General features: G+C 35.7%; 16 protein-coding genes, 1 tRNA gene and 2 pseudogenes. 6 read left to right on the forward strand and 13 right to left on the reverse strand.

Annotation, left to right across the window (positions count from 1 at the left end):
* The first annotated feature begins 38 nt into the window (after positions 1 to 38).
* Both pckA and argH read left to right on the forward strand, forming a co-directional pair.
* Complete coding sequence (gene pckA, locus CHHT_RS06490; protein ID WP_115600659.1) at positions 39 to 1613, forward strand: phosphoenolpyruvate carboxykinase (ATP); 1575 nt, start codon at positions 39 to 41, stop codon at positions 1611 to 1613.
* 114 nt (positions 1614 to 1727) lie between these two features.
* Positions 1728 to 3116: an argininosuccinate lyase gene (gene argH / locus CHHT_RS06495; RefSeq protein WP_034963269.1), complete on the forward strand. Its 1389-nt coding sequence runs from the start codon at positions 1728 to 1730 to the stop codon at positions 3114 to 3116.
* Between the two features lie 38 nt (positions 3117 to 3154).
* On the opposite strand, the pseudogene CHHT_RS09445 reads toward argH, so the two are convergent.
* From CHHT_RS09445 to CHHT_RS06510, 3 genes and pseudogenes are all read right to left on the reverse strand, one after another.
* Positions 3155 to 3700, reverse strand: a pseudogene (locus CHHT_RS09445) (methyl-accepting chemotaxis protein); the annotation flags it as partial.
* Between the two features lie 576 nt (positions 3701 to 4276).
* Positions 4277 to 5152 (reverse strand): annotated as a pseudogene (locus tag CHHT_RS09450) (nitrate- and nitrite sensing domain-containing protein); the annotation flags it as partial.
* Positions 5153 to 5456: 304 nt separating this feature from the next.
* Complete coding sequence (locus tag CHHT_RS06510) at positions 5457 to 5729, reverse strand: metal/formaldehyde-sensitive transcriptional repressor (protein ID WP_034963273.1); 273 nt, start codon at positions 5727 to 5729, stop codon at positions 5457 to 5459.
* A 69-nt stretch (positions 5730 to 5798) separates the two neighbouring features.
* On the opposite strand from CHHT_RS06510, the gene CHHT_RS06515 reads away from it, so the two are divergent.
* The 4 genes from CHHT_RS06515 (at position 5799) to CHHT_RS06530 (ending at position 9429) form a co-directional block, all read left to right on the forward strand.
* Positions 5799 to 6704, forward strand: coding sequence for a cation diffusion facilitator family transporter (locus tag CHHT_RS06515; protein ID WP_034963276.1), 906 nt, complete (start codon positions 5799 to 5801; stop codon positions 6702 to 6704).
* Between the two features lie 133 nt (positions 6705 to 6837).
* Positions 6838 to 7071 carry a FeoA family protein gene (locus tag CHHT_RS06520; RefSeq protein ID WP_034963278.1) on the forward strand — a complete coding sequence of 78 codons (234 nt, stop codon included), beginning with the start codon at positions 6838 to 6840 and terminating at the stop codon, positions 7069 to 7071.
* Positions 7068 to 9179: a ferrous iron transport protein B gene (gene feoB, locus CHHT_RS06525; protein ID WP_034963280.1), complete on the forward strand. Its 2112-nt coding sequence runs from the start codon at positions 7068 to 7070 to the stop codon at positions 9177 to 9179. Before CHHT_RS06520 ends, feoB begins: the two co-directional genes overlap by 4 nt.
* A gap of 67 nt (positions 9180 to 9246) precedes the next feature.
* The gene (locus CHHT_RS06530; protein WP_167540849.1) at positions 9247 to 9429 is read left to right on the forward strand and encodes a hypothetical protein; all 183 of its coding nucleotides are present in this window, start codon (positions 9247 to 9249) and stop codon (positions 9427 to 9429) included.
* A gap of 342 nt (positions 9430 to 9771) precedes the next feature.
* On the opposite strand, the gene CHHT_RS06535 is transcribed toward CHHT_RS06530, so the two are convergent.
* The 10 genes from CHHT_RS06535 to rplK form a co-directional block, all read right to left on the reverse strand.
* Positions 9772 to 9848, reverse strand: a tRNA-Arg gene (locus CHHT_RS06535).
* 82 nt (positions 9849 to 9930) lie between these two features.
* Positions 9931 to 12006 carry an elongation factor G gene (gene fusA / locus CHHT_RS06540; RefSeq protein WP_034963282.1) on the reverse strand — a complete coding sequence of 692 codons (2076 nt, stop codon included), beginning with the start codon at positions 12004 to 12006 and terminating at the stop codon, positions 9931 to 9933.
* Positions 12007 to 12018: 12 nt separating this feature from the next.
* Positions 12019 to 12489: a 30S ribosomal protein S7 gene (rpsG, locus tag CHHT_RS06545; protein ID WP_034963284.1), complete on the reverse strand. Its 471-nt coding sequence runs from the start codon at positions 12487 to 12489 to the stop codon at positions 12019 to 12021.
* A 69-nt stretch (positions 12490 to 12558) separates the two neighbouring features.
* Positions 12559 to 12942, reverse strand: a complete 384-nt coding sequence (gene rpsL, locus CHHT_RS06550) for a 30S ribosomal protein S12 (RefSeq protein WP_034963286.1) — start codon at positions 12940 to 12942, stop codon at positions 12559 to 12561.
* A 175-nt stretch (positions 12943 to 13117) separates the two neighbouring features.
* Complete coding sequence (rpoC, locus tag CHHT_RS06555) at positions 13118 to 17638, reverse strand: DNA-directed RNA polymerase subunit beta' (protein WP_034963288.1); 4521 nt, start codon at positions 17636 to 17638, stop codon at positions 13118 to 13120.
* Positions 17631 to 21770 (reverse strand): DNA-directed RNA polymerase subunit beta, encoded by a 4140-nt coding sequence (gene rpoB / locus CHHT_RS06560; protein WP_034963290.1) that lies wholly within the window; start codon positions 21768 to 21770, stop codon positions 17631 to 17633. The genes rpoC and rpoB overlap by 8 nt, the downstream gene beginning before the upstream one ends.
* A gap of 95 nt (positions 21771 to 21865) precedes the next feature.
* Positions 21866 to 22240: a 50S ribosomal protein L7/L12 gene (gene rplL / locus CHHT_RS06565; RefSeq protein ID WP_034963292.1), complete on the reverse strand. Its 375-nt coding sequence runs from the start codon at positions 22238 to 22240 to the stop codon at positions 21866 to 21868.
* Between the two features lie 33 nt (positions 22241 to 22273).
* Positions 22274 to 22759, reverse strand: a complete 486-nt coding sequence (rplJ, locus tag CHHT_RS06570) for a 50S ribosomal protein L10 (RefSeq protein ID WP_034963294.1) — start codon at positions 22757 to 22759, stop codon at positions 22274 to 22276.
* A 103-nt stretch (positions 22760 to 22862) separates the two neighbouring features.
* Positions 22863 to 23567: a 50S ribosomal protein L1 gene (gene rplA / locus CHHT_RS06575; protein WP_034963296.1), complete on the reverse strand. Its 705-nt coding sequence runs from the start codon at positions 23565 to 23567 to the stop codon at positions 22863 to 22865.
* A gap of 60 nt (positions 23568 to 23627) precedes the next feature.
* Positions 23628 to 24053 carry a 50S ribosomal protein L11 gene (gene rplK / locus CHHT_RS06580; protein WP_034963298.1) on the reverse strand — a complete coding sequence of 142 codons (426 nt, stop codon included), beginning with the start codon at positions 24051 to 24053 and terminating at the stop codon, positions 23628 to 23630.
* Between the last annotated feature and the right edge of the window lie 8 nt (positions 24054 to 24061).

A 24061-nucleotide genomic window follows, 5' to 3' on the forward strand; every position in this document is an offset into this window, starting at 1 on the left:
ACTAAGAAAAAAGATTTCACAAGAGGTACAAAATGATGATAAAGGATCTAGACAAATTAGGGCTCACAGATATAAAAAACATTTATCACAATTTAAGTTATGAAGAGCTTTTTGAACACGAAAAAAACAATAATGAAGGTTATGTAACTAGCAACGGAACTTTTGGCGTGGATACTGGTATATTTACAGGTAGAAGTCCCAAAGACAAATACTTTGTAAAGCAAGAACCAAGTGAAAAACACATAGCTTGGGGTAAAGTAAATAAACCCATAAGCAAAGAGATCTTCAACAAACTATTATCAAAAGCAAAAAAGCAACTAAGCAATAAAGAAATTTACATACAAGACGTATATTGTGGCTCAAGTCTAGCAAGTAGAAAAAGCGTAAGATTCGTAACTGAAGTCGCGTGGCAAGCACACTTTGTAAAAAATATGTTTATACGCCCAACAAAATCAGAGCTTGAAAATTTCAAGCCTGATTTTATCGTATATAATGCTTGCAAATGCGTAAATGACGAGTATAAACAAGACGGTTTGAACTCAGAGGTTTTTGTAGCTTTCAATATAGAAGAAAATATCTGCGTGATCGGCGGAACTTGGTATGGCGGAGAGATGAAAAAAGGTATATTTTCTATGATGAATTACTGGCTTCCATTAGAAAATAAACTCTCTATGCACTGCTCGGCAAACGTTGGTAAAAATGGTGATACTGCACTATTTTTCGGACTTAGCGGCACTGGAAAAACGACTCTTTCAACAGATCCTAATCGCGCCTTGATAGGTGATGATGAGCACGGCTGGGACGATGAGGGTGTATTTAACTTTGAAGGCGGATGCTACGCAAAATGTATAAATTTAGATCCAAAAAGCGAACCTGAAATCTTCGGCGCGATCAAAAGAGATGCTCTTTTAGAAAATGTATGTTGTGATAAATGCGGTTGCGTAGATTATAGTGACGCTAGTAAAACAGAAAATACAAGAGTAAGCTATCCTATAGAGCATATAGAAAACCATGAGCAAAGCTTAAAAGCTGGACATCCAAAGAATATCATATTTTTAACAGCAGACGCATTTGGCGTACTTCCTCCTGTTTCAAAACTCACAAAAGAACAAGCTATGTACTACTTTTTAAGTGGATACACTGCAAAAGTAGCAGGAACAGAGCGCGGTATCACTGAGCCTCAAGCTACATTTTCAGCTTGCTTTGGCGAACCATTTATGCCTCTTCATCCGACAGTTTATGCAAGACTTCTTGGGGAAAAGATCGACAAACATCAAGTAAATGTATATCTAGTCAATACAGGCTGGAGCGGCGGTGCTTATGGTATAGGTAAAAGAATGAGCATAAAAGCCACTCGTGCTTGTATAAATGCGATACTAGATGGAAGTATAAAAAAATGCGAATTCGAGAACTTTGACAAATTTGATCTTGCGATACCAAAAGAACTTGAAGGAGTTGAAACAAAACTCTTAAATCCTTTAAATACTTGGAACGACAAAAACGAATACATAGCAGCTAGAGATAAGCTTGCGAATATGTTTGTAGAAAATTTCAAACGCTATGAAGACGTCGAAGAAGGTGTACAATTCGCAAAAGCCGGTCCAAAAAATTAATCAAATTTCCGCAGCGCAAACTTACGCGCTTGCGGATCATCATAACCTAACCTTAAATAATCTTTTAAAACCGTGTTAAGATTGCCAAATTTAAAAATACAAAAAAGGACAAAAATGCAAAAAATGTGGGAAGGGCGTTTTAGCGAAAGTAGCAGCGAACTTTTAGAATCTTTTAACGCTTCTATAGACTTCGATAAAGCTCTGTATAAGCAAGATATATTTGGCTCCATAGCTCACGCAAATATGCTAGGAACTACTGGCATACTTACAAAAGAACAAAGCGAAGCCATCGCTAACGGGCTAAGATCTGTATTAAAAGAGATAGAAGACGGCAAATTTGAGTTTAAAACACAGGACGAAGATATACATATGTCCGTTGAAAAAAGGCTTTCAGACATCATAGGAAAAGAGCTTGGCGGCAAACTCCACACAGCAAGAAGTAGGAACGATCAAGTAGCGCTTGATTTTAGATTATTTGTAAGACAAGAAACTATAAATATCTCAAAGCTCGTTCTAAATTTGATAAAAACCTTAAAAGATATCGCACTAACTAGTAAAGATATACTTATGCCTGGCTTCACTCATTTACAGCACGCTCAGCCAGTAAGCCTTAGTTTTCATATGCTAGCCTACGCATTTATGTTTAAAAGAGATTATGAAAGACTACTTTCGAGTTACGAGAGAAACGATCTCAGCCCTCTTGGTTCATGTGCACTTGCTGGAACTCCGCACCAGATAGACCGCCAAATAGTTGCAAATGAGCTTGGATTTAAAGGAGTCACTCAAAATGCTATGGATAGCGTTAGCGATCGTGACTTTGCGCTGGAAATTTTATTTAACATAAGTCTTATTTTTATGCATACATCAAGACTATGCGAAGAGCTAATCCTTTGGAGTAGTAGCGAGTTTAGATACATAACCATAAGTGATAAATTCAGTACAGGCTCTAGCATAATGCCTCAAAAGAAAAACCCAGACGTAGCAGAGCTAATCAGAGGAAAAACAGGTCGCGTTTATGGCAATCTTATAGGACTACTAACGGTTATGAAAAGCCTACCTTTAGCTTACAATAAAGATATGCAAGAAGACAAAGAAGGCGTTTTTGATAGCGTTGAGACGGCAAAAACTTCACTTGTCATACTAGAACAGATGTTAAAAACAACCAAATTCAACAAAGATTTTATGCTCAAAGCCTGCAAGACAGGTCACTTAAGTGCTACTGATTTGGCTGATTACCTAGTAAAGGAACATAAAATTCCGTTTCGTGAAGCCCACTTTATCACCGGACGCTGCGTAAAACTAGCAGAAGATAATGGCAAGGATATAAGTGAACTAAGCTTAGATGAGCTAAAAAGCATAGATAAGCGTATAGAAAACAGGGCTTTGGAAGTATTAAAACTCTTAAATTCAAAAGAAGCTAGAAAATCTATCGGTGGCACAAGCAACCAAAGCGTAGATATCCAGCTTGACCTGATAGAAGAATTTATAAAAGCAAATAGCTGATTTTAAAGACAAAAGCCGTTTTTTACGGCTTTTAGATCTTAGAATTTAAACTCGTTTATCTTACTACCTATCTCAAGAGTTTTTTTGTCAAGATCATTTGCCCTCGAGCTGATTTTATCCATCTCATCTGATATATCTTGGAGATTATCGTTTAATATTTTATTGTTTTCTAGCAGCATTTTAGTCTCGTTTTGTAGCTCTTTTGAGTCATTTATGCTATTTTGAGATACCAAACTCACTTCTTTCATTTTTTCAAGAACACTATCCATAGTGACTTTTATATCACTAGAATCATCAACAAAAGCAAAGAAATTTTTAACGTTTTGTGAAATTTGCGTGCTTAGATCGTCTATAAACTGGACTATCGTATTTATAGTCACGTCTATCTCATTTAGCGACTTTTGAGTTCTCTCGGCTAGTTTTCGCACCTCATCAGCAACAACGGCAAAACCTTTTCCATGCTCCCCTGCTCTAGCTGCTTCTATGGCTGCATTTAAAGCTAGCAAATTAGTCTGATCTGCGATATCTGTTATGGAAGTCAAAATTCCTTTTATATTTGCCACTTCTTGATTTAACAAAGCCACATCAGAAGCTAGTTTTTCTTGACTTTTCGCATCTTCGCTTACTTGAGTAGCAAATTTAGTCATACTGTTTGAAGCACTGTTTAGATCACTATGTGCTTTGATGATATCGTTCATCGCTTGATCTATCTTTTTTATACTGCTTTCTAGACAATCTTCGACTTTCATACCTATCTTGTTAGCTTTACTTGATATGCTAAATCCGTCTTTCGTACGGTTTAAAACTTCGTTTGAGCCATTTAGCATATCTTTTGAAATTTGTATATTTTGTCTGCTTTGCGAATTTAAATTTAAAAATATATCTCTTATAGGAACCAAAAACTCATCCACCGCTTGAAATATAACTCCTACTTCGTCTTTGCCTATCTTAAATTCGATATTTTGCCTAAGATCTTTTGTGTTTTTTAAATTTAAAAGATATTTTTGGATATTAAGTATCCTAGATATAGTATTTTGGACTATAAAATATCCTACTATCAAAGTAAATAGAATACAAGCTATGACCAAAATACTCATACTAATAAGGCTCGTATATGCGTTATCTTGTACTGTTTTATTGTTTGTAAGTAACTCTACTGCTAGTTTATCCTCGACATTTTTAAGTATATCTATCTTTTTGGTAAATGTATCAAATGCATATTTTCCACTTATTCCAAAGCCGCCAGTGATACTATTTTTCATAGCAGTATTTCTCATACTTTCTACAGTAGCAAAACTTTCATCTTTTTTTGCTTCTTCATATAAAGCAATATTTTTCTCACTTGCATTTTGCATAAACAACTTAAGATAAATTCCTTGAGATGCCATAGAAGTCAAAAATCTCTCATAAATTCCATCGCCAAATTTATCCATATTAAACGTATTTGAGAGTATGGCTCTTTCTATACCGACATTTTCTTTGGCATTTAAAAAGCCAAGATAAGCCGTAAGCTCTCTTGTTATGTCTGTATTTGTGCTGATCTTTGTGATCTCAGAAATGATATTCATCAAAGATGATATAGTGTTTGTATACTGACCGATCGCCATGTTTGGAGCTATGTTTAAAGAGTCTATACTCGCACGTAAAGACTTTAGATTATCAAAGTATTTTAAAGCAGACTGAATACTACTATCTAAAAGAGTATTATGGGCTTCCATATCAAATTTTTTAAGCAGATCATATACCAAAACTATCTGTTTATCGCTAAGAATTCTCTGATTTTTTAGCATATCTGCAAAATTACCGCCACCTTTTGCACCCAAGAAACCAGACGATGTGCCACGCTCTTTTTGTAACTCATGGACTACCAAAGAGATCTTTGTAGATAAGATAACACCTTCATCTAGCACCTTTGCTTCATTATAGGTTTTATATCTATCGCCGATAAGCAAAGCAGAAAAGACAACCAACAAAATAAGCGGTATAAGAACAAAAATAAGCATTTTCACTCTTATGCTAATGTTGCTTAGAAACATAATATCCTCCAAAAGATAAATTATTAAATCTTATAAATAATAATATACTAGTTATAAATTTAAATAGATTTATAATATAAGGTATACAATGACTATTATTTAATGAATTTACGATAATAAAGTGTTTTATTCTATATCTATATGGTAAATAAATAATAAATTTATTTGAAAAATAAACGGTCTTTATGGCTCTAAATATAAATTTAATTATAAATAAATTTTATAAATAAATAAAATTTAGAAGCTAAGAAATATCATAAAAATACAATATTTTTTTGATAAAAACCATAGATCACTAAAAGCTTTATTTGAAAAAACTTTTTAAAAGCGAAGTTAAATTTAAAATCTCTTCTTCTCTTTGTTCATCGCTGACATTATTTCCAAGATGCTCTTTGATGTGTCCGTCGATGACTTCTGCCATCAAAGATGTGATAGCACCTCTTGCGGCGCTGATTTGCTGAAGTACTTTAAAGCAATCTTTTTCATCTTCTAAAGCCTTTTCTAAGGCTGAAATTTGCCCTTTTATCTTTTTAATACGCAAAAGAAGCTTATCTTTATTTGCTACTATGTGAGCCATAATTTTCCTTTATATTTTTATAAGCTATACTGGGGTATAGTATCATAATTTATTTTAAAAGAGGATAAAATGATATTAAATGATATACAAAAACAATCTGCTTATGAGCATAATTTTCATTCATCAAACAATATTGCCAAGAAAAATACATTATACGCGACAATATTTACAGCAGTTATGATGATAGCAGAGATAATAGGCGGCATATACTTTGGCTCTATGGCACTTTTAGCAGATGGTTGGCATATGAGCTCTCACGCCTTAGCGCTTGGACTAGCATATTTTGCTTACATTATGTCAAGCAGATACCAAAGCGATGATAGATTTAATTTTGGCACATACAAGATAGAAATTCTCGCTAGTTATACTAGCGCGATCTTTCTTTTAGTGGTTGCGTTTTTTATGGTTTATCACTCTGTTCAAAGATTTATAAACCCAGAAGCTATAGCATACAAAGAAGCTATTTTTATAGCTATTATAGGACTTATAGTAAATTTCATCTGTGCTTGGCTCTTAAGAGGTGATCATCACGCTCATCATCACGAACATGAAAACGATCTAAATTTAAAGGCCGCTTACATACACGTTCTTACTGACGCGCTTACTTCTATTTTAGCTATCATAGCGCTAAGTTTTGGACTTATGTTTGGAGCAGATTTTCTTGATCCACTTATGGGGATAATCGGAGCTATTTTAGTTTCAGTGTGGGCTGTGGGATTGTTAAAACAATCAGGGAAAATATTACTTGACGCAAATATGAACGAACCAGTCGTTGATGAAGTCATAGATGCTTTACGCTTATTTAGAAAAGACATAATCATCAAAGATCTACATCTTTTAAAAGTAGCAAAAGATAAATACACCTGTATAATCTCTCTAAGCTCAGATGATCCCATAGATATAGATCTTCTCAAAAAAGAGCTATCCATACATAAAGAGCTAGTCCATATACTCATAGAGATATATCCAAAATAGCAAAAATCAAATGGCTAAATTTGAATTAATATTTAAATTTAGCTCCATTACATTAATGGTATTGATTATCGATAAATATATATTAAGCATTTTATAGATATAATCGTAAAATTATTTTTATAAAAGAGGCAAAATGGATCTCTCAAAACTACAAATAAACCAAAAAGCCGTATTGACTAGCATAGAAGGTATCTCTGCGACTAAAAAACGACTTCGCTCATTTGGGCTTGATGTCGGCTCTCAAATAGAAATCAAACAAAAAAGCATAACAAACTCAAATATAGAAATAGCAAGTAAATACGGACTTATAGCATTAAGAAACGAAGAAGCTAAGATGATAAGCTGTAAGTTAGTAGATGCTAAATGAAAAAAGAATTCATAGTAGCATTAGTCGGCCAACCAAACGTAGGTAAAAGTCAGCTTTTAAGCTCTATTAGTGGAGCAAACCCTAAAATAGGAAATTTCGCTGGGGTTACTGTAGATAAATATGAAGCCACGCTAGTAAAAGGCGATATCATTTTAAATTTCATCGATCTGCCTGGACTTTATAGTTTAGATGATTTTTCAAAAGATGAAAGCGTAGCAAAAGATTTTTTGATGAAAAGCAAATACGATATGATACTAAATGTCGTAGATTCAACAAATTTAGAAAGAAATTTATTTTTAACATCCGAGCTTATGGCGCTAGGTAAAAAGATGGTCGTCGCTTTAAATATGGACGATGAAGCCAAAAGCGAAGGTGTAGAGATAGATGACAAACAGCTAAGTAGCATACTAAATATCCCTGCTGTCAAAGTATCCTCCGTAAAAAAGACGAATTTTTCAAATTTACTAGATACAATTATAGATGTTCTCTCAAAACCATACACGCCAAACAAACTCAAATTTAGCGATCAGATAGAAGAAGAGCTGATATATCTAGCACAAAAAATCGATGAAGCAAATTTCAAAAAAGATGAGATTTGCTCAAGACAAGCCGCGATACTATTTTTGCTAGAAGATAAGAAATTCTACACGATGTCCCACGAAGATCCAAAAATGCTATTTTTGATACCTGAGATTAAAAAAGTATTTGATAATATCAAACAAAAGACACAAAACAGCTCCATAGAAGACGTGCTCATCGATGAATACCACTCGTTTGCAAAAGGTGCAGCCTTAGAAACTCAAAATATAAAAGCCGGAAAAAGTACAGATATAACAAAAAAGATAGATAGCATACTTATACATAGATTTTTCGGACTACCTATATTTTTATTTTTTATGTGGTTACTGTTTCAGGCCACATTTACTCTTGGTGAAGTTCCGATGCAGTACATAGAGATGGTATTTGCGTGGTTTGGAGATAGTGTAGCTGCAAATTTAAATGACGATATGCTAAAATCCATAATAGTAGATGGTATCATCGCCGGAGTCGGCACGGTGATACTGTTTTTACCAAACATTATCATTTTATTTTTAGGTATAGCGCTTTTAGAAACAACCGGATATATGGCAAGAGTCGCGTTTTTACTAGATGGATTTTTTCATAAATTCGGGCTTCACGGCAAAAGTTTCATACCGCTAGTTACAGGATTTGGATGTTCTATTCCTGCGTATATGGCAGCACGCACTTTAAAAAGTCAAAAAGACAGACTTCTTACTATGTTCATCATAGGATTTATGAGCTGTGGCGCTAGGCTTCCTGTGTATGTGCTATTTGCCGGAGCATTTTTCAAACCGGAAAATGCAGGAAACGTACTATTTTTCATCTATATATCGGGGGCTCTTTTAGGACTTATAGCAGCTAAAGTTTTACGCATTTTCGTTTTTAAAGGAAATGATGAACCATTTGTTATGGAAATGCCAAAATACAGACTCCCAAGCGTAAAACTAATCTGGCTTACCATATACTCAAAATCTATGATGTATTTAAAAAAAGCTGGTACTTTTATACTAGCAGCTTCCATTTTAGTCTGGTTTGTAAGTACTTTTCCGCAAAATCCCAACATAGAAGAGAAATACCAACAACAAATTCAAGCAGCATCCAGCGACGAGCTAAAACTAGAGCTTACTCATCAAAAAGATCAAGAGCTTATGGAAAATACGTATCTAGGAATGTTTGGTAAAGCCATAGAGCCGGTATTTGCACCGCTTGGTTTTAACTGGAAAATGTCTGTTGCCACAGTAAGTGGGCTTGCGGCAAAAGAAGTTATCGTTTCTACTTTAGGAGTTTTATACTCTTTAGGCGGAGAAGTTAGCGAAAACAATACTACTTTACAGCAAACATTAGCTAAAAATATACCGTTTGCTTCAGCTATGGCATTTATAGTATTTGTTATGGTATATCTGCCTTGTTTAGCCGCAACAGCGGTATTTTCAAAAGAAGCAGAAAGCAAAAAATACACGTTTTATCTGATAACCTTTACGTTTTGCACTGCTTGGGTACTATCTTTTGCAACTTATAAAGTCATCGTATTTTTAAATATAACGTGAGTTAATCAAGATCAGCAAGCTATATTTATTATTTATCGTTAAAATAATCAATAAAAAATGATAATTAATGAAAAACACTACTTATATACCTAACTTTGATGATAAAGATACGTTTTCTTACTCTTTACAGAGTAAATTCAAAAATCAATTTGAGAATAAATTTGATCCAAACTCATTATATATAATAAATTTATACAATAGCTTGATACCAAAACTCGATATAAATATGTTAAATTTATTTCAAATTTAACAAGATAACGAACTTCAAACACAAATGAATAGCATAATAGAGTAATTTCTATCCTCAAAACAAATATATCCCTGTGCGCCTAAAAAAGACCATATAGATAACACGTTTTTGTTGCTAAAAGACATTTAAGCGGTGGTTTTCTGCAAGGCTAATGAATGATAATAGAAAAGTTATTGTTTTATGCTCTAGAGGCTAAGTTTATACAGATGGAAGCAGATACGCAAATCTTGATTTTGCATGCCAATACCTAAAGCAATATTTTGCAAGATCATGGGTTTTAACAATTTTCATATAGTTAGGGCCGAAGGTGCATCAATGAGTAAATTTAATAAAGACGATATATGGTGTCCCCAGCGAGATTCGAACTCACGGCCTCAGAATTAGGAATTCTGCGCTCTATCCTGCTGAGCTATGAGGACAAAAGTAAAACTATGGAAAAACCGCCTAAAAGCTAGGCGGTTTGTTGATTTTTAAAACACTCTTGCAAATGTTTTATCGATTTTAGCCGTTTCTTTTCTTGATTATTTCTTCAGAAACATTTTTTGGAACTTCTTCATAGTGATCGAATTCCATAGAATAAGTAGCACGGCCTTGTGTTTGGCTTCTTAAATCTGTTGAGTATCCAAACATCTCAGCAAGCGGGCAAAATGCGCTAACTATTTTATTTCCGGCTCTTTCGTCCATAGAGTTTATCTGTCCGCGACGTTTGTTAAGATCGCCGATGACATCACCCATATACTCTTCTGGAGTTTCAACTTCAACTTTCATCATAGGTTCAAGGATAACAGCGCCGGCTTTTCTAGCGCCCTCTTTGAAGCCCATTGAAGCAGCTAGTTTAAACGCCATTTCAGATGAATCGACTTCGTGGTAGCTACCATCAAATAGTGTAACTTTAACATCCTCAACAGGATATCCTGCAAGAACACCGCTTTGAAGAGCTTCTTGACAACCTTTTTCAACTGCTGGTATATACTCTCTAGGAACGACACCGCCTTTGATATCGTTGACAAATTCAAATCCACTACCTGGCTCAAGCGGCTCAAGACGTAAGAATACGTGACCGTATTGTCCGCGACCACCTGATTGTTTTGCGTATTTGTACTCTTGCTCGACTGTTTTTTTGATAGTCTCACGGTAAGCAACTTGCGGTTGTCCCACTTCAGCCTCTACTTTAAACTCTCTAAGCATACGATCGACGATGATCTCAAGGTGAAGCTCACCCATACCAGAGATGATTGTTTGACCGCTCTCTTCATCTGTGCTAACTCTAAAAGATGGATCTTCTTGAGCTAATTTACCTAAGGCTATACCCATTTTTTCTTGATCAGCTTTAGTTTTTGGCTCAACCGCAACACTGATAACTGGCTCTGGGAAGTCCATTCTCTCTAAGATGACTTTATCTTTTTCACTTGCTAGAGTATCGCCTGTCATTGTATCTTTTAGACCAACGACGGCACCTATCTCACCAGCATAAAGAACTTTTGTCTCTTCTCTTTTGTTTGAGTGCATTCTAAGAAGTCTACCAACACGCTCTTTTTTATCTTTTACAGTGTTGTAAGCATAGCTTCCACTCTCAAGTTGTCCACGATAAACCCTTACGAATGTAAGTTGTCCTACGAATGGATCTGTCATTATCTTAAATGCGAGACCAGCGAATTCGCCATCATCAGTACTATCTACTGTTACTTCTGTGCCGTCTTCGTACTCGCCTTTGATAGCTGCAACTTCATCTGGAGCCGGTAGATAGTCAACAACAGCGTCAAGAAGTGGTTGAACACCTTTGTTTTTAAATGCAGTACCGCAAAGCATAGGGATGATATTCATAGCAAGACATCCTGCTTTAATACCTTTTTTGATCTCTTCGTTGCTTAGCTCTTCACCACCGAAAAATTTCTCCATAAGAGCATCATCAGTTTCAGCTACGGCTTCTATCATTTTTGCTCTGTATTCTTCAGCTTTTTCTACTAAATTTGCAGGTATTTCTTGGATAGAAAATTCAGTTGGTTTAGCTTCGTTTTCCCAAACTATAGCTTTCATCTCGATAAGGTCGATTACGCCTTTAAACTCATCTTCGGCACCGATTGGAATTTGGATAGGCACTGGATTTGCTTTTAGTCTGTTTTTGATTTGCTCTTCGACGTTAAAGAAATTTGCGCCAATTCTGTCCATTTTATTTACAAATACCATTCTTGGAACACGGTATTTGTTTGCTTGTCTCCAAACTGTTTCACTTTGAGGTTGAACACCGCCAACAGCGCAAAATACAGCTACTGCACCATCAAGAACACGCATAGAACGCTCAACTTCGATAGTGAAGTCAACGTGTCCTGGGGTGTCTATAAGGTTGATTTGATGATCTTTCCAAAAACAAGTTGTAGCAGCAGAAGTGATCGTGATGCCACGCTCTTTTTCTTGCTCCATCCAGTCCATAGTCGCAGCGCCATCATGAACCTCACCGATCTTGTGACTCATACCAGTGAAGAAAAGAATTCTTTCACTAGTTGTAGTTTTACCAGCATCGATATGGGCTGCAATACCTATGTTTCTTACCATGTGCAATGGGGTTTTTCTTGACATAGACGCTCCTTATTACCAGCGATAATGAGCAAATGCTTTATTTGCCTCAGCCATTTTGTAAGTATCTTCTTTTTTCTTAAATGATGCGCCCTTACTGTTTGCTGCATCAAGTAGCTCTGCTGCTAGTTTTTCCATCATAGTTCTTTCGCTTCTTTTTCTAGCAAAGCCTATGATCCAGCGAATAGCTAGAGCTTGTTGGCGTGCTGGGCGAACTTCTACTGGTACTTGATATGTAGCACCGCCTACACGGCGTGATTTAACTTCCATGATCGGTTTTACGTTATCAATAGCGTCGTTAAAAACATTTATACCTTTTAGCTCACCGCCTTTTGCATCGATAGTTCTAAGTGCACCGTACATTATCTCTGTAGCAACACTTTTTTTACCATCATACATAAGTGAATTAATAAATTTAGTTATAACTTTATTGCCATAAATTGGATCAGGCATTACTTCCCTAACAGGGGCTTTTCTTCTTCTCATAACTTTCCTTCAAATTTAAATTTTACTCAAACTAAGCCATATCTAAGGGCTAGTCTGCGTCCTAAAAGATTACTTTTTAGCTTCTTTTGGGCGTTTAGCACCATATTTAGAGCGTGAAACAGTTCTTTTTGCCACGCCCGCTGTATCAAGCGCACCACGGACAATATGATATTTAACACCTGGTAAGTCTCTTACCCTACCACCACGCACTAGCACGATACTGTGCTCTTGTAGATTGTGACCTTCACCGCCTATATAGCTGATAACTTCAAATCCACTTGTTAGCCTTACTTTGGCAACTTTTCTCAAAGCTGAGTTTGGTTTTTTAGGAGTTGTTGTATAAACTCTGGTGCAAACTCCTCTTCTTTGAGGGCACTCTTTTAACGCTGGTGATTTAGATTTTACAATCACTTTTTTGCGTTCTTTTCTGACCAATTGATTAATGGTTGGCACAATTTTTCCTTTCAACTAAATTTATTAAAAAGAGCTTATTTTACTAAAAACTATCTTAAAAGCATATGAATTTAAAAAATATGAAATTATAAGTATGGATACACCGAGTTTTGGTGTATGAATTTTATATTGAATTTAGTGGTATAAGGCGAAAGTTCACCTTATACCTTTACAATTAGTTTGTTCTGATCTTAACTTTTCTATCTTGATAAAGTCCAGTACCCACTGGTATCATACGACCTAAAATAACATTTTCTTTTAGATCTTCAAGATAGTCAAATTTAGCAGCGATACTTGCTTCTGTTAAAACTTTTGTAGTCTCTTGGAAAGAAGCTGCCGAGATAACGCTATCACTTCCTATAGCGGCTCTTGTAACACCAAGAAGTACAGGCTCAGCAATAGCTGGCTCTCCGCCCATTTTCATGATACGTTTATTTTCTTCTCTAAATTTACGTCTGCTTACCATATCTCCGATAATGAAGTTTGTATGTCCGCTATCTACGATCTTTACTTGTCTTAACATTTGAGAAACAATGATCTCAATGTGTTTATCGCTAATAGCAACACCTTGAGAACGATAAACTTGTTGTATCTCACTTATAAGGTAATAGTGAAGAGCTTTTTCACCCAAAATCCTTAAGATATCGTGGCTACTTACCAAACCATCGGTTAATTTCTCACCTGCATGCACAAACTCTCCATCTCTTACTTGAATTTGACGTGATTTATCTATCAAATATTCTGTGCTTGTGCCGTCTTTTGCATCTATGATAAGGCGTTCTTTTGAACGAAGCGGTTTGTCAAACCTTACTACTCCGTCGATCTCGGCTATGATAGCAGTATTTTTTGGACGCCTTGCTTCAAATAGCTCTGATACCCTAGGAAGACCTCCGGTGATATCTTTTGATTTTGCAACCGCTTTTGGTGTTTTTGCTAAAATATCGGCTTGATCAACGCTTTGACCATCAGTTACGAAAATAGCTGTTTTTGGCTCTAGTTGATAACGGATCAATTTTCCATTTTTAGTCGATATAACTATGGTTGGTTTGACACCGCTTGGAAGGTACTCGTTTATGACTAGACGACTTTGACCTGTTGCTTCATCATATTGCTCTGCGACGCTATATCCAGGCTCTATATCTTCATAAGCAACTATACCGCCTTCTTCGGCAATAACCGGAGTTGAATATGGATCCCACTCTGCTATCACTAGCTTTTCGTCGCTATGTGGTTTTACAATTACATCTTTTGCGACAACACTATCACTATCGTTAAATTCGATAATGCTACCTCTAGGGATATAATGACGCTCCGCTTCTCTGTCGTCATCATCTGCGATAACGACAAATAGACCTTTTTCAGTTACGGTATAGCCTTTTTTAATATTTTTGATTCTCTCTAGATAGTCGCCTTTGAGAATATAAAATTTAAGTATACCTTTAGCTCCGGCTGTTATGGTTTGCGTAACAGGGTCGCCATCGGCAACTTTTACTTCGCTAGCAAACGGAATACGGTTTGGTATATTCCATCCCTCTTTAATGACTTCTACTACGCTTTCGTTCTCTTTTACCATATCGCCTTTAACATAAGGAATATATAGCTTTCCTTCAACTTTACCACTAACTCCAGCTAGTTCATTTGGCTTAGCTAAGTCGTGTTTTCTAAGAACGTATTTTATCTCGTTATCTTTTCCGGTTAATATAATACTTACGTCCTCGTGGGCTACTTCGATATTTATACTTGCATCAAACGGTGCTTTGATTTTTGGTTCAACAAGCAAAATAGCGGCATTACGACGATTTGTAACTATCATCTTGCCTTTATTTTCATAAGTATTTAGGTTGTAATATCTTATAAAACCTTCTTTTTGTGCTATAACTTGACGATCTTGTTGCTCTGTAGAAGCAGTACCGCCGATGTGGAATGTTCTTAGAGTAAGCTGAGTACCAGGTTCACCGATTGATTGAGCAGAGATGATACCAACTGCCTCTCCTGGTTTTACTAGTTTGCCCTCACCAAGGTTAATACCGTAACATTTTGCACATACACCTTTACCTGCTTTACAAGTTATAGGAGTTCTTATACTTACTGATTTGATACCAGCATCAGTGATAGTTCTAGCTTTTGCTTCATCTATTAAAGTTCCTTCTGTGAATAAAACTTCATTTGTTATAGGATCTATAACATCATCACTTAAAACACGTCCTAAAACTCTCTCTTCAAGACTTTCTATAAGCTCTCCGCTTTCTGTTATCTCTGTTATCTCAACGCCTTCATGCGTTCCGCAATCATCCATAGTAACTTTAACGTTTTGCGCTACGTCGATTAGTTTTCTTGTCAAATATCCAGCATTCGCAGTTTTAAGCGCAGTATCAGCAAGACCTTTTCTAGCACCATGGGTTGAGATGAAATACTCAAGCACGTTTAGTCCCTCACGGAAATTCGATGTAATAGGAGTCTCAATGATCGAACCATCAGGTTTTGCCATAAGTCCACGCATACCAGCAAGCTGACGAATTTGAGCTGCGCTACCTCTTGCTCCAGAGTCTGCCATCATATAAATAGAGTTAAATCCATTTTTGTCTGTTTTGATGAGTTTCATCATTTCAGCCGCAACTTTGTTATTCGTATCTGTCCAGATATCAACGATCTTATTATATCTCTCTGAATCAGTTAGCAAACCTGAGCCGTATTGGTTTTGAATTTCTCTAACTTTTTTCTTGGCTTCATTTACATAGCTATATTTACTTTCAGGAATGATAATATCAGCGACCGAAATACTAACACCTGCTTTAGTCGCATATCTAAAACCTAAATTTTTAAGTCTATCAAGGAAGCTAGCAGTTACTTCTAAGCCGCCGTTTTTATAGACGTAATCAACCAAATTTGCTATATCTTTTTTCTTCATTATCTTATTCCACATTGATTCTGGAACAGAGTTTTCTTTGAGATCTGGTAAAATTGATTTTATGATAAGACGTCCAGCAGTCGTAAATACAGCTCTTCCTCCAACAATAGTTTTGATCTTTGCATGCAGATCCAGATAGTGAGCCTCAACAGATATCATTACCTCATCAACGCTTGCAAAAATTTTATTTGCACCTTTAGCTTCTTCTTTTTCAAGACTTAGATAATAAATTCCCAAAACCATATCTTGGCTAGGAACAGTTACAGCTTTACCGCTTGCAGGAAGCAAAATATTCATAGAGCTTAGCATAAGGACTTTGCATTCAGCAATCGCTTCTTGAGAAAGTGGAACATGAACAGCCATTTGATCGCCGTCGAAGTCCGCGTTGAACGCTGAACAAACAAGAGGATGAAGCTGGATAGCTTTACCTTCTATAAGAACTGGGTGAAATGCTTGAATAGACATTTTATGTAGAGTCGGCGCACGGTTTAGCATGATCGGATGGCCATCAACTACCTCTTCAAGACATTCCCAAACCTCATTTGTCTTGTCTTCTATCATTTTTTTAGCTTGTTTGACTGTAGTCGCATAGCCTTTTTCTTCAAGACGAGCTAAAAGATGCGGTTTAAATAACTCAAGAGCCATTTTTTTAGGAAGACCACATTGATCCATTCTAAGCTTTGGTCCTACTACGATAACAGAACGACCTGAAAAATCGACACGCTTACCAAGTAGATTTTGACGGAAACGACCTTGCTTTCCTTTTATGATCTCAGAAAGTGATTTAAGCGGTCTTTTATTTGCACCTTTTACCGCATTTGCACGTCTGCCGTTGTCAAACAAAGCATCTACTGATTCTTGAAGCATTCTTTTTTCATTACGGATAATAATCTCTGGCGCGTCAAGTTCCATAAGTCTTTTTAAACGTGCATTTCTATTTATAACACGGCGATATAGATCATTTACATCAGAAACAGCAAATTTACCGCCATCAAGGCTAACAAGAGGTCTTAAATCTGGTGGTAAAACAGGTAAATTTGTTATCATCATCCATTCAGGGCGATTGCCTGAATTTAAAAAGTTTTCAGCTACTTTTAAACGTTTTACTATGGTTTTTTTCTTAGCTTCACTATTTGTGCTTTCTACTTCTATTTTTAATTGTTCTAGTATAGCTACTAGATCTAAATTTGCAAGTAGATCACGTATTACTTCTCCGCCCATTCGAGCTTTAAAACCGCTTTCACCGAATTTTTGCTCTAAAAGGACATATTGTTCTTCATTTAAAACATCATAAAGTTCGACTTTTTTACTGTTTTCATTATCATAATAAGCATCGCCTGGTTGCTCTACTATATAAGCTTCATAGTATAATACACGCTCCAAATCTTTCATCTTGATACCAAGAAGAGTACCGATACGGCTCGGAAGCGAATTTACATACCATATATGAGCTACAGGAGTTACGAGCTCGATGTGACCCATACGTGAGCGACGAACTTTTGAACTAGTAACTTCCACGCCGCACTTCTCGCATTTGATGCCTTTATAGCGCATCTTTTTATACTTCCCACATAAGCATTCATAATCTCTTATAGGACCAAAAATCTTGGCACAAAATAGACCATCACGCTCAGGTTTTAAAGTACGATAATTTATAGTTTCAGGTTTTTTAACTTCACCGTGACTCCATGCTTTTATACGCTCTGGACTTGCAAGTCTTAATCTAAAAGCTTCAAAATCTCTTGGTTTTGCGTCTTCTTTTATCTCAATAGGTTTTAACTCACTCATTATTTTCATCCTCATCGTAAATCTCAACATCAAGTGCTAGAGATTTTAGCTCATTTGTTAAAACAAAGAAAGTCTCTGGGATACCAGTGCTTGGCACATTTTCACCTCTTGTAAGAGCTTTATAAGCTGCCAAACGACCTTCAACATCATCAGATTTTACGGTTAGCATCTCTCTTAGTGTATGAGCTGCACCATAAGCTTCAAGCGCCCAAACTTCCATCTCTCCAAATCTTTGACCACCACTTAAAGCTTTACCTCCAACTGGTTGTTGCGTAACTAGCGAGTATGGTCCAGTACTTCTAGCATGGACTTTTTCATCAACTAAGTGGTGAAGTTTTAGCATATACATACAACCGACATTTACACGCTCTTCCATTTTAGAACCCGTACGTCCATCATAAAGCTCTGTTTTGCCGTCCATATCGATCTTTGCCATTTCAAATAGTTTTTTAAATTCATCAGCTTTAACACCCTCAAATATAGGAGTAGCAAATCTAACACCATTTGACCAATCTCTTGCATAATCTATCAATTTTTCATCGCTAATCTTACTAAGTATGGATTTAGCATCCATCAAACGTGAAACGTCTGCTATCTCTATCATCTTAGCTCTTAACTCTTTAAGCCATTCACCTTTTTTAGCTTCAAAAATTTCAGTTATTTGCTCACCTAGTCTCATTCCAACAAGACCCAAGTGGCTTTCTAGAATTTGACCTATATTCATACGGCTTGGAACGCCTAACGGATTTAGTACGATGTCTACCGTGCGTCCATTTGGAAGATACGGCATATCAACGTCTGGAACTATATTTGAAACTATACCTTTGTTTCCGTGACGTCCAGCCATCTTATCTCCGACTTTTAATTTACGTTTAGTGGCTATATAAACTTTTACTAGTTTTACGACACCACTTGGTAAAATATCATCTTTTTCTAATATCTCAAGCTTAGCATCATGCTCATCTTTAAGCTTCTTTTTCTCATTTTGAAAATACGTTTTCATATCTTCGTATGTTTTTTGAATTTCTTTTGAGAAAGATTTTACGTAAGTATTTAGAGTAAATCTATTTACATTATCAAGATCTGTTCTTTTTACTACGTCGCCTTTTTTGTATGTTTTGTTGCCTATTTCAAGCTCGCTATCCAAAGGATTTTTAGAAAGAAGAGCGGTAATTCTAAGCATTTCTTCGCGATCAAGCATCAAAAGTCTATCGTGATGCTCCTTTTCAAGCATATTTTTTTCATCTTCGTATGCTTTAAACGATCTCGCGTCTTTTTCATAGCCTTTTTTTGTAAATATTTTAACATCGATTACAACGCCTTCAAGACTCGCGCCGGCGTACAATGATTTATTTACTACGTGACCTGCTTTTTCGCCAAATATAGCTCTAAGAAGTCTCTCTTCAGGAGTAGGTTTTACCTCTCCTTTTGGTGAAACTTTACCTACTAAGATCATTCCTGGTTTGACGTGAGTGCCTATCTTTACTATACCACTTTCATCAAGATGGATCAGATCTTCTTCTTTCATATTTGGTATATCTCTAGTGATCTCTTCTACACCGTCTTTTAACTCTCTAGCTTCAATCTCTTTTTCATAAACATGAACGCTAGTAAATGCATCTTGGCGGATCATTCTTTCGCTCATCACGATAGCATCTTCGTAGTTGTATCCATTCCACGGCATAAATGCAATAAGTGCATTTTTACCGATAGCCAACTCACCTTCTTCCATACTAGGACCATCTGCTATTATCTGTCCTGCTTTTATCTCATCGCCTTTTCTAACGATAGGATGTTGTCCAAATGTAGTATTTTGGTTGGTTCTTAGATTTTTTTCCATAGTATATTGATCGATATATGGACCATTTTCATCTTCGCCTAAGATAAATATATTTCTATTGTCAACTTTTTCAACTACGCCAGGACGTTTTGCTTTTATAGCTTCCCAAGCATCTCTTGCAACTATAGCTTCCATACCTGTTCCTACTATAGGGGCAGTAGCTTTTAGAAGAGGAACTGCTTGACGCTGCATGTTTGAACCCATAAGGGCACGGTTCGCATCATCATGTTCCAAAAATGGGATCAATGAAGCTGCAACACCCATAACCATACCGCTACAAAGATCGATTAAAGTAACGTCTTCTCTTTTTGCAAGTAGCATTTCTCCATCTTGTCTTACCTCGATAAGATCTTCTTTGATCATATCGTTTTCATCTAAGATAGTTGAAGCAGGAGCTATGATGTGTCCTTCTTCTTGAGTAGCTGTTAGGTATACGATCTCATTTGTGACTTTACCGTTTTCTACTTTTCTATATGGTGCTTCCACAAATCCTAGATCATTTACCTTAGCATATGTAGAAAGAGTATTTATAAGACCGATATTTTGACCTTCTGGGGTTTCAACAGGACAAATTCTACCGTAGTGAGTCGGGTGAACGTCACGTACTTCAAATCCAGCTCTTTCTTTTACCAAACCACCCTCACCAAGTGCAGATAAACGACGTTTATGAGTAACTTCGCTAAGCGGATTTGTTTGATCCATGAATTGACTTAATTGACCGCCTGTGAAAAACTCCATAATAGTCGTAGTTATCATTTTAGGATTTACTAAATCATAAGGCATAAGCTCATCTACGTTATTACTAAGACTTGTAAATTTATCTCTGATAGCTTTTTGCATTTTTACAAAGCCTAAATGAAGTTCATTAGCTAAAAGTTCGCCGATAGATCTAATACGTCTATTTCCGAGATGGTCTCTATCATCTATATGACCTTGACCGTTTTTGACTTTTATCAGATATTTTGCAGTTTTTATAATGTCTTCATTTGTCAATGTAGTCACGTATTCTGGAACACTTAATCCTAATTTATGATTCATCTTCATACGACCAACTTTTGTTAAGTCATATCTTTCTGGATTAAAAAATAGATCATTTACAAAAGTACGCGCCGCTTCTTTAACTACAGGCTCGCCAGGTCTCATAACCTTGTAAATTCTAATAGCCGCCAAATCATTTTCATCTTCTATATCTTCTGTTTGTTTTAGCAACTTTAATGTTTCATAATCTTGTAAAAATGAATTTATAATAGCATCATCAACGCCACTTGCAAGATCGTTTGCTATCTCAATAGTCTCTTCTTCAGCTACTATTTTAGCAAGTTTATTTTCGTCCAACTGAGTAAGGGCATCATAAATAACTTCCCCACTCTCTTTGTCTATGATAGGATTTGCTAAATATCTATTTACTAAAACTTCTGCTGGATATTCTACCCATTTAAGCCCGTCTTCTATGAGTTTATCGGCTTTTTTCTTTGTTAGTCTCTTTCCAGCTTGATGTAGAATATTTCCATTTTCATCTTTTATATCATAATCAACTCTGCCCATAAAATCATCTGGATTAAATGGAGTTAAAAATTTATTATTTTTTATATATAATGTTTGTATAGGATAAAATAATTTAACTATATCTTGCTTTTTATATCCTAAGGCTCTGAATAAAATGGTTATAGGGACTTTTCTTCTTTTATTTATACGAACATATAAAACATCTTTCGTATCATATTCAAAATACAACCAACTACCACGATCAGGTATAATTTGAGCTGTATAAATCAGTTTATTTACTACAGTCGGACTCTCTTCTTCTTTAAAGATAACGCCAGGGCTTCTATGGAGTTGATTTACGACAACTCTCTCAACGCCGTTTATTATAAATGAAATCCTATCAGTCATAAGAGGAATTTCGCGTACAAAAATTTCTTGTTCTTTTATATCTTTTACGCCAATTTTTTCACCGGTTTTCTCGTCTCTATCGTGTACGATCAACCTAATTTTCATTTTTAAATTTACAGAGTAAGTAAGACCTCTTTCCATACACTCTCTTATGGTGTATCTAGGTTTGCTAATCTCACTACTAACATATTCTAATGTAAGTCTATTTTGCGGATCATGAATAGGAAATATTGATTTAAATACTTTTTCAATTCCACTTTCGTATTGTGAATTATCAAGATTTAAAAAATGATCAAAACTCTTTTTTTGTAATTGTAATAAATTTGGAACATCAATCTCTTTTGTAACATTAGAAAAATCAACTCTGAGACGATTTCCAGAATATAGGCTATTTAGCATTTGACTACCTCATGGAATAGTTTGAAAGAAATAAACCGCAAAATGCGGTATAAAGCAAATTTAGGGGCAAAATTTGCCCCTTCCAAAAATATAACTTATTTAAGTTCGACTTTAGCGCCAGCTTCTTCAAGCTCTTTTTTAGCTGCTTCAGCTTCGTCTTTGCTGATACCTTCTTTAAGAACTGAAGGAGTTCCCTCAACAGCATCTTTTGCCTCTTTAAGACCAAGACCTGTAAGAGCTCTAACAACTTTAATAACATTTATTTTCTTATCTCCAGAGTCAAGTAGAACAACGTTAAACTCAGTTTTTTCTTCAGCTGCTTCAGCCGCAGCGCCACCAGCAGCGCCAGCTACCATAACAGGAGCTGCACTTACACCAAATTTTTCTTCGAATTCTTTTACTAATTCACTTAGTTCTAATACTGAAAGATTAGAAATAAAATCTAAAACATCTTCTTTTGTTATTGCCATTTTAATTCTCCTAAATTTATTTTTAGCTTAAGATTAAGCTGTTTGTTCTTTTTTCTCTTTAAGGGCATTTAAGCCGATAGTAAAGTTTTGTATCGGTGCATTCCAAACTTGCAACAACATCGCGATAAGCTCATCACGAGACGGCATTTTAGAAAGAGCAACGACTTTGCTAACAGATGCAACTTCACCATCAATATGTGCAGTTTTTATCTTGAAAAGATCAGCATTTTTTTCTTCAAATTTAGCTACAACTTTAGTAACAGCTAACTGATCTTCGCCCCATACAAAAATATTTGTATCTTTAAGCTCCATACCAGATTTGCCACAATTGTTTAAAGCTATATTTGCAAGAGTGTTTTTGATAACTTGTACTTTAACGTTAAGTTCTTTAGCAGCTATTCTAAGTGCTTCAAGTTTTTTAACGCTAAGACCTTTATAATCACAAACAACAATAGCATCACTTGTCTTAAACTCAGCCTCAAGGCTTGAAATAATCCCAGCTTTTTCATTTCTAGTCACTTTTTTCTCCTTTCCGACCGGTGATCTCAAGCAGAGAGAGCCATATTGGCTCAATTAAGCTTTACGCCTCGGCTATCTCCAATCTAAGATTACATAAATTTTATTATTTTAAATCCATAAGCTCTTGAGTTTCAAGGCAAACTGACGGACTCATAGTTAATGAAAGTACAGCAGATTTTATATATCTACCTTTTGAAGTCGATGGTTTATGTTTATTTATAGCTTTTACAAATGTAGAAATATTATCGTTTAACTGTTCTTTGCTAAAACTTACTTTACCAAGTCCTGCGTGGATATTTCCTTGTTTATCAACACGGAAATTTACTTGTCCACCTTTAGCATTTTTAACTGCTTGCGCGACATCCATAGTAACTGTACCTGTTTTAGGGTTTGGCATAAGACCTTTTGGTCCAAGCAAACGACCGACTTTACCCACTAGACCCATTAAATTTGGAGTAGCGATAAGTACATCAAAGTTTATAATACCTTTTGATATATCATCTACAAAATCCTCAGCACCAACTATATCAGCACCAGCAGCTTTAGCTTCATCAGCCTTAGCATCTTTTGCTATAACAGCTACTCTTACTGTTTTACCAGTACCAGCAGGAAGGACTACAGAACCTCTAACCATTTGGTCAGCGTGTCTTGGATCAACATTAAGCTTTAAAGCTATTTCAACTGTTTCATCAAATTTAGCAGAAGCAAGTGTTTTTACTGTATCAACTGCCTCAGTTAAAGAATATATTTTATTAGAATCTACTTTTTTAAGTAATTCAGAAAATCTTTTCGTATTTTTTTTTGACATTAATTTCTCCGCATTTTTAAAGTGCTACCGCTAATAATTTAAAATCCAAGCGGTATTGGATTAATCAACTACTGTGATTCCCATTGAACGAGCTGAACCAGCTATGATTTTAGCAGCTTGCTCTTTATCTTTTGTATTCATATCAACAATTTTTTTATCAACTATCTCAAGAATTTGAGCTTTTGTTAATTTGCCTACTTTATTTTTTAACGGATTATCCGCACCTTTAGTTATACCAGCAGCTTTTTTTATCAAGTCAGTAGCAGGTGGTTGTTTTGTAATAAATGTAAAACTTTTATCAGCATAAACAGTAATAACAACTGGAATATTATATCCAGCCATATCTTTTGTTCTTTCATTAAATGCTTTACAAAATTCCATAATATTTACACCTTGTTGTCCAAGGGCTGGACCAACTGGTGGACTTGGATTTGCTTTTGTTGCCGCAATTTGTAATTTGATTTCGCCTACAACTTTTTTAGCCATAAACTTCT

This window comes from Campylobacter hyointestinalis subsp. hyointestinalis (assembly GCF_013372145.1).
In the GTDB taxonomy this organism is placed as follows: Bacteria; Campylobacterota; Campylobacteria; order Campylobacterales; family Campylobacteraceae; genus Campylobacter; species Campylobacter hyointestinalis.